The following is a 5,642-nucleotide window of genomic DNA, read 5'->3' as shown; positions in this document are numbered from 1 at the left end:
CACCCCGCGGCGCCTGCGTTGGGGGGGGGTTTTGGGGGCGGCGTCCAATTTTGCCTTAATCGTTTTTTTCCCCCCGGCCGTTCGGGATGGGCACCGCTCGCCGATGTCCGTGATGATGATCGCCTTACCAGGATGGGACTACCTTCACTCACCCTCGGAGGGCTCCTCGCCCTCGGCCGTGGCGGCCTCCGCTTCCTCGGCGCTCGCTTCGGCTGGGGGTGCTTCGCCCTCAGCCGCAGCCGCCTCGGCTTCCGTGGTCTCACCGGTCGAAGCAGCTTCCGTCTCCCCGCCCTCTACGGCCTCGCCCGCAGGTTCCTCGTCCACAGGTGGAGTCGGCTCGGGTTCCGGGGGGATCTGTTCGGTGTCGCTCATGAGTTCACCTCCTTCCCTGGGCGCACAGTTGGGGACTTCTGAGATGGGTCACTGAGAGCCATCGACCCCGAAATGCATAAATTTGTGCACTTTCTGCTTTTTGTCCTATTCCTCGAGAGCGAGGATGTCAATGGCCTCTGGGGCGAAAGGTGCAGGCAAGACCAGCAGTTCGCGGCACCCGGGAGATGTCGGCCGGGAGGTCACGGTCGACATCCGGCGGCGCCACGCGGTTGACGCAGCCGGTGGAGCACTCGATCACCTGACGGGTGCAGAGGAGCGCGGTCCCCTTGGCGGGGTTGGCCGGCCGGGTCGGCATCTCCGCGAGCGCCCTGGGCGAGATGTTCAACTGCGCGGAGCGCTCGGCTGGTCCGGGGCCTGACGGCGGGATAGAACCCCGGTTTCCATGGCGCCGCGCGACCACCCGCGTCCAGCTCGAACGGGATCACCGAGCTGGCCTTGATCGTCCAGACCCACTGACCGCGGGGGTACACCCCCCCGCAGAGGTGCATCACCGGCACTGCGGTGCGACGCAGCAGTCTCCTGTGGTCCCCGCCGAGCGAGGCCGACGGTCATGGAGGTCGCTCAGCCGGGGCCCAAGGCTTCCCGGTCCCGAGGTGCGCAAGGCATCGACGGCTGCGACCGTATGAGTGAAGAAGCATCGTCCGAACCGGCGACGACGGAGGCAGGCACCATGCTGATGGCGTATCCTCCGCTCCTGCGGGAGCTGGTCGAACGGTGCGAGACACTCCGGCGGCAGTCGGCATCCGGCGGCTCGCAGATCGCGCGTCAGCTGGAAGACGCGACCTACACGCTATGTGTGCTCACCGGCACCCGCCAGCTGGACACAGCCCTGTTCGTAGCCCGTCGGCAACTGGCCGACGCCATGGCAACGTACGGTTCCCCGCACCGTTGAAGAGCGGACTGCACCACGCAGCCGGGCAGCTCCGCACCGGACATGCAGGCGCCGACGCCTGCCACGGCAGCGGGCGCGGTACAGAGTCGCCGTCGCGAGCCATCCCGGCTCCCCTGCCGGCGGAAACAGGGATCGCTGCCCGCCGTCGCAAGGCCACGGACGGCTCCAGCCACCGGGAGACCCTCTGCGCCATCGCCGTCTGGACACGCCTCAGCAGCGGGGCCGTGCCGTCGAGACGCGTCGTCGGCAGCCTCCCCGCCGCGTCGTCATCTTCTGGCCACGGCCGAAGGGCCCCGCTGGGGCTGGCATCATCTGATGTCAGCGCCCAAGGGCGTTCTCCAGCTGCCGCTTGGTCATCGAGGAGCGGCCATGGATGTTGCGCTTCTTGGCCTCCTCGTACAGCTGGTCCCTGGTGGGCCCTTCCGCGCTGCTGTGCGAACGCTCCCCGCCGCGCTGGGACGCCGACTTCGGATCACGAGAGGAGGCTTTGCCGGCGCTCTTCGACTCACCCGGCCTGGCCCTATCCCATGCCGCAATCCACCGCGTGGGGCTCTTTGTAGTCGGCCTGGTCGAACTTCGGCGGCCGGCCACCGTGCGCACCGCGCTTCTTGCGGTTGGCGGGGTGATCAGGGCGTCCGGCGCGCTGTCCTCGAAGTCCTGCCAAAGGTCGGCGTCTGGCCAACGGCTCTCAGCGGACGCACGACGGGCTACCAGGGGCGCAGGGTCCACGGCCATCGGCCAAACGACAGGTAGAGCCCCTCCGGCAACGGAACCTGCCGGAGGGGTTCTCGCGCTGTGGGCTCGAGGTGCCTGCCAACGGATAGGCCGCTAACGTCGAAAGAGGTGAGGTCGCGATTCAGGACACGTCCCGCGACGCACTCCCGCAACGGTGGGCCTGCTGCCGGGAGACGTGCGTCCCTCGCTTTCACGTGGCGACCTCGACGACAGCGCCGCGTCGGTTTTCGCGCGGCACCATCCACCCATCGCCGGACCCCACGCTTCGACGTGAGGCCGCGGCCATCCCCTTCGTGCTGGGACCAGTGCGAGAACGTGGAAGAAAGAGCAGAGCCATGCGAGTACATCGCGCCAAGCGTGCCATCGCCTGCGTCGCCGCGGCCGGCTTCCTGCTGGTCGGCGGCACCGCAATCGGAGTGGCGGGCACGGCCATAGCAGCCGCCCCCGCCACGACGACCGTCTCGGTTCCCGCGGGTTGCTCGTGGCACAGCGGCTGGTACGACAGTAACCACCACTGGCACCAGGGCTACTGGGACTGCAACTAGAACGGGAACAACCGCTGACCTGCCCGCCGTCCGAGCGAGTGGCCGCTGGTACGACTACCCCTCCGGCTCTGCCGGACGTTCAGCGGTCACCAGGGCGTGCGCCGGCCTGTGCATCCAGTACAGGGCCAGCGGAAACACAGCGTGCAGACCTGCAGCCGAGTCCGTGGTCGGCCGGTTCGACCGCGACGCCTCCGGGCGGCTCCCTCTGCAGGCCCCCTTTCCGTGCCCCGGCGGCGTGCTGGTGGGTCCGGACGACCGTGGAGTCGACGCTGAGGTCCCAGGTGATCAGGTCATCGGCGTCGGGCCGGGCCTGCAGTTCGGTGAAGATCCGGTGCCAGGTGCCGTCCCGCTGCCAGCGCCGGAACAAGTCGTACACCCGGCCCCACGGCCCGTACTGCTGCGGCACGTCCCGCCGCGAAACGCCGGTGCGGGCCCGGAACCGTATGCCGTCGATCAGCTGCCGCCTGGCCAATACGGCGGTCGGTCGGCCTTCTTACCGCTGGGCAACAGCGGCTCCAGAACCGCCGCGGATCACGGCCGGGCCGAGGAAATCCAATCCGCCGGGCCAAGTCCACGGCCTCGACCGCCCCCACCGCTCGGCCCCGAGCACCCCGCCCGCGAACAAGCTCCTCGCCCCGGACGCTGGACGGGCAGCGCACTGACGGTAGAACCTCTCCCGCCGCAGGCGCCGCGATCGTGTAACGCCGCCCACCGGGATCACCGAGCGGCCGTCGATACACCGCTCCTGCGGACGCGGCTCGGTTTCCCCGCCGAGGAATCGGAAACCCGGATCATGCCTCCCCATGTCGTTGCGGAGGTGAGGACAAATATGCAAGTCACCGGGAGGGGCGATGAGCCTGTTCCTGCTCCTTGTCATCGTGGCGATCGTCCTGGGAATCATCGGGTTCGCCGTCCACGGTCTCTTCTACCTTCTGATCATCGGCGTCGTCGTTCTGCTCGCCGACCTCGTCTACGGGGCAATGCGCTTTCGCCGCGGTGGCAGGCGGCACCGTCGCCTAGGCTGACCCGGCTGCGCCGACTTGTGCGAAGACGGCCGGGCAGGTGAGGTGGGATCACGGCATCACGATCATGCTCAAGACGACCAGCCGGGGCAGAACAGCTCCTGCCGGGCCATTCGTCACGTCTGCGAGAGCTACCGCGGCGAGGGCAGGGCCGACGTGAGGGATGCCGCTGTCATCGCCGACCAGGTCGGCGTTCGTTGCGACCTGTTCTCGCCGCCTGGCATGGTCAACACGTGATCCGTGAAACCACCCAGCCCGGTCGCACGTAGTACGTCCTCTTCGACGTCGACGGCACGTTGACCGACGCGGAGACGTTCGCCCAGGTCGCTGCGGACCACGATCCGTACGAGCGCCTGGCCACGCTGCACGAGCCGGAGGACGAGGACGTCCGGACGTCCGGCCGGGTATCTATGCGGCGTTCGACGGCGCGTCGGAGCTGCTGCACGGCCTGCCACCGCGGTCGTGGGCGCTCGTGACCTCGAACTACGAGCACCGGGTGGGGCCGTTTCCAGCGGACGGGCTTGCCGCTGCCGGGCGTGATCGTGGACGCGGCCGCCGTCGAGGAGGGCAAGCCCTCTCCCGTCCCGTACCTTCTCGAGGACGCCCCGTCCGGACTGCGGTCCGGGCTGCGCGCCGGCATGACGGCGTGGGGTGTGAACTCCCCCATGCCGGTGGGGGCGTGCATCGCCACTTCGCCAGTCTGCGCGAGGCGGTCCCGCACATCCTGGCCTTCATGTCCAGCCCTGTCGGGAATGCCGCGATCTGAACCCGTCCGATACGGGATCGGGCAGCACTTGGATGATCTTCGTATCGCCGGTGCCGACACCCACGCCCACGCCACATAACAACCGGCCCTCAGTAGTCGCCGACGACACCCGGATGTCCGGGAGGTGCGGCCCGCGGGGCACTCGTCAGGGCAATGCCGCGGACACCGATCACGAGATGACGTTCGCGGCCATCGATCTTCTTCCGGCGCGGCTGCCACAGCCCTCGAGAGCCTGCGACAGGGCCGAAAGCGCGGTGACCACGCACCTTCGGCCTTCCCTTCTCGGTTCACCTTCCCCGAACGCGTTACGTATTGGGCCTTTCCGCGCTGATGTCGCCGAGCGCTGATTTCCGGTCGCGCTCGATCGCCAAGTCGCCGAGCGAGATGACGCCGACCGGCTCGTCACCGTCGACGACCGGCAGGCGGCGAACGGAGTGCTCCCGCATCAACGCGACTGCGCGGTCGAGGTCCTCGTCCGGGGTGACGGTGACCAGCTCCTCGCTGCAGAGATCGGCCACGGTCATCTGCTCGGGGTCCGTACCCTCCGCGAGCCCGCGCACCACCAGGTCCCGGTCGCTCACCAGTCCGCGCAGGTGCTCCTGCTCCGTGACCAGGACGATACCGATGTCCTCGTCACGCATCAGCCGCGCCACATCGGTGAGCAGGGCACCGGTCTCCACCGACACCGGTGTGCCGGTCATGATGTCGCGTACGTGCTGCGCCATGTCGTTCCCCCTTTCCGCGGGTGTCCCGGTGCAGTCCACCGCTGTCGGTCCGCCGAGTACCCCGTGGGTGGAATGCGCACGCCGCGATCCTGTCGCCGACCCACCCCCGGACCGTCGACGAGGTACGCGACATGCAGGCGGCCCCTGATACTGCGCACGGAACGCGCACAGGGGCTGCCTGGACGGGTAGCGGAGGATGGCATGGACACGGTCTGGCACACCTTCGCCCCGCGGATGGCGACCGTGGCACGTGACCTGCCGGCACAGACCGCGGAATGAGCACGGTGGAAGACGCCGATCACGCCCCCGCCCTGATCACTGCCGGAGCCTATGCTCGCCACGCCCGCCTCAGACCCCGTGCTCCCTGCCGATCACGCCGCCGAACCGAAGTGGGACGGTTCTCCGGTCACATCGAACCTGTCTCATCCGCCGAAGCCGGGCGCGGAACTGTCAGGAGCGAACAGCCGCGATGAGGCGTCGCAGGGCGGCCTGGGCGGGTGGTCCCCAGGTGGGCTTGCCGCCCGGGCGGCCGGGGGCGCGCGCCCCCGCGCCCACGGAGGCCCC

At 69.0% G+C, this 5,642-nt stretch carries 7 protein-coding genes and 2 pseudogenes; 4 read left to right on the top strand and 5 right to left on the bottom strand.

What is annotated here, in order from left to right:
• Positions 1 to 144 precede the first annotated feature (144 nt).
• On the bottom strand, positions 145 to 372 hold the full coding sequence (locus ACFW2E_RS29595; RefSeq protein WP_384470133.1) for a hypothetical protein: 228 nt from the start codon (positions 370 to 372) through the stop codon (positions 145 to 147).
• A gap of 691 nt (positions 373 to 1,063) precedes the next feature.
• On the opposite strand from ACFW2E_RS29595, the gene ACFW2E_RS29590 reads away from it, so the two are divergent.
• Positions 1,064 to 1,285: a DUF5133 domain-containing protein gene (locus tag ACFW2E_RS29590; RefSeq protein WP_384470132.1), complete on the top strand. Its 222-nt coding sequence runs from the start codon at positions 1,064 to 1,066 to the stop codon at positions 1,283 to 1,285.
• 318 nt (positions 1,286 to 1,603) lie between these two features.
• Here ACFW2E_RS29590 and ACFW2E_RS29585 read toward each other — a convergent pair whose 3' ends face one another.
• On the bottom strand, positions 1,604 to 1,912 hold the full coding sequence (locus ACFW2E_RS29585; protein ID WP_384470136.1) for a plasmid stabilization protein: 309 nt from the start codon (positions 1,910 to 1,912) through the stop codon (positions 1,604 to 1,606).
• Positions 1,913 to 2,355: 443 nt separating this feature from the next.
• Between ACFW2E_RS29585 and ACFW2E_RS29580 the strand changes: the two genes are divergently transcribed.
• Complete coding sequence (locus ACFW2E_RS29580) at positions 2,356 to 2,565, top strand: hypothetical protein (RefSeq protein WP_384470131.1); 210 nt, start codon at positions 2,356 to 2,358, stop codon at positions 2,563 to 2,565.
• Positions 2,566 to 2,644: 79 nt separating this feature from the next.
• Here ACFW2E_RS29580 and ACFW2E_RS29575 read toward each other — a convergent pair whose 3' ends face one another.
• A complete protein-coding gene (locus tag ACFW2E_RS29575; protein WP_384470130.1) occupies positions 2,645 to 3,037 on the bottom strand; it encodes a transposase in 393 nt (130 codons plus the stop codon).
• A 379-nt stretch (positions 3,038 to 3,416) separates the two neighbouring features.
• Between ACFW2E_RS29575 and ACFW2E_RS29570 the strand changes: the two genes are divergently transcribed.
• Both ACFW2E_RS29570 and ACFW2E_RS29565 read left to right on the top strand, forming a co-directional pair.
• Positions 3,417 to 3,590: a hypothetical protein gene (locus tag ACFW2E_RS29570; RefSeq protein ID WP_384470129.1), complete on the top strand. Its 174-nt coding sequence runs from the start codon at positions 3,417 to 3,419 to the stop codon at positions 3,588 to 3,590.
• A gap of 293 nt (positions 3,591 to 3,883) precedes the next feature.
• Positions 3,884 to 4,353 (top strand): annotated as a pseudogene (locus ACFW2E_RS29565) (HAD family hydrolase).
• A 305-nt stretch (positions 4,354 to 4,658) separates the two neighbouring features.
• Here the strand turns inward: ACFW2E_RS29565 and ACFW2E_RS29560 are convergent.
• Both ACFW2E_RS29560 and ACFW2E_RS29555 read right to left on the bottom strand, forming a co-directional pair.
• The gene (locus tag ACFW2E_RS29560) at positions 4,659 to 5,078 is read right to left on the bottom strand and encodes a CBS domain-containing protein (RefSeq protein WP_384470128.1); all 420 of its coding nucleotides are present in this window, start codon (positions 5,076 to 5,078) and stop codon (positions 4,659 to 4,661) included.
• Positions 5,079 to 5,528: 450 nt separating this feature from the next.
• A pseudogene (locus ACFW2E_RS29555) lies at positions 5,529 to 5,642 on the bottom strand (aminoglycoside phosphotransferase); the annotation flags it as partial.

It is taken from the genome of Streptomyces sp. NPDC058964 (assembly GCF_042741275.1).
Taxonomy (GTDB): domain Bacteria; phylum Actinomycetota; class Actinomycetes; order Streptomycetales; family Streptomycetaceae; genus Streptomyces.
This window is presented reverse-complemented; position numbering and strand designations above follow the sequence as displayed.